This window comes from Vibrio sp. Vb1755 (assembly GCF_033338635.1).
Classification (GTDB): domain Bacteria; phylum Pseudomonadota; class Gammaproteobacteria; order Enterobacterales; family Vibrionaceae; genus Vibrio; species Vibrio alginolyticus.
Genome location: NZ_JAWOTA010000385.1, coordinates 1 through 1,019 on the forward strand (window position 1 = coordinate 1; position 1,019 = coordinate 1,019).

Sequence of the window (1,019 nt, forward strand, 5' to 3'; positions counted from 1 at the left end):
CCAAAATTCATCGTGATTGTTGAATCAAGATTAAACGTTTGATTAGGCTTGATGCCGAATAGGGGCTAGGGGATCATAAGCGAATCTTACTGACAAACTTTGAGCGCGCTTTTTAATCCATGTCTCTTCCAGTTATCGATCCTAAACAACCTTTGCAAGCAGAGTTTGCTCCTTTAATCAAAGAAGTGTTGATGTGCCTAAAAGGCGGTCTAGGGCAAAATCTTCACAGCGTTTATGTGTACGGAAGTGTTGCGCGAAAAACGGCAGTAGCAGGAAAGTCCAACCTGGATTTAGTTGTGGTGACAAAGTCGATGTTTGAGAACAACCGAGCGACGCTGCTCAATACTATAAAGTGGCGAGCTCAGCAAAATCACCCGCAAGTCAAGGGAGTGGCGATAAGAACGGCACTTGTTAGCGAAGTTGCCAATCTTGATAGCATTTTTACTTGGGGCTTTATGCTCAAGCACTGCTGTGTTTGTGTGCATGGCGATGACTTGGCTGATTGTTTTGGCGACTATGTGCCGAGTTGGGAAATTGCTAAGCACTGGAATATGGATGTTGAAGAATGGCTAGCGGTGTATCGAGCTAAGATTGTTCAGGCGACAAGCCTTGGGGAGCAAGTTCGTGCGCAGGTAGTCATCGCTAAAAAGTTATTAAGAGCTTCTTACTCTTTGGTGATGTATCGCGATAAGCGCTGGTTTGATGATCCAATAAAATGTGGTGAAGTGTTTTTGCAATATCATCCCGAGAAAAAACTGGAGATTGACCGCCTCTGCATATTGTTATCTGGAAGGCCAATTCCCAAGCGTTCGGTCATTGGCCTAATTGATGGTTTCGGTGGCTGGCTCGTGAAGCAGTACCAAAAGACTGAGTTTCGTATTGGTTAGAACAGTCCCATCTGTGGTGCTGAGAGGGTTTCAAAGTCTGTGCCGATAAATGGCAGAATCGCATCTGCAACAGGCTTTAGCTGCTTGTCGATGTAGTGCTGGTAGTCGATAGGACTGTTACGGTATTCATGA

Annotated in this window: 1 protein-coding gene; it reads left to right on the forward strand. The window is 45.1% G+C overall.

Translation table 11 applies throughout. The features are described from left to right. Positions 1 to 119 precede the first annotated feature (119 nt). A complete protein-coding gene (locus tag R7E00_RS25315) occupies positions 120 to 887 on the forward strand; it encodes a nucleotidyltransferase domain-containing protein (protein ID WP_318124951.1) in 768 nt (255 codons plus the stop codon). Positions 888 to 1,019 lie beyond the last annotated feature (132 nt).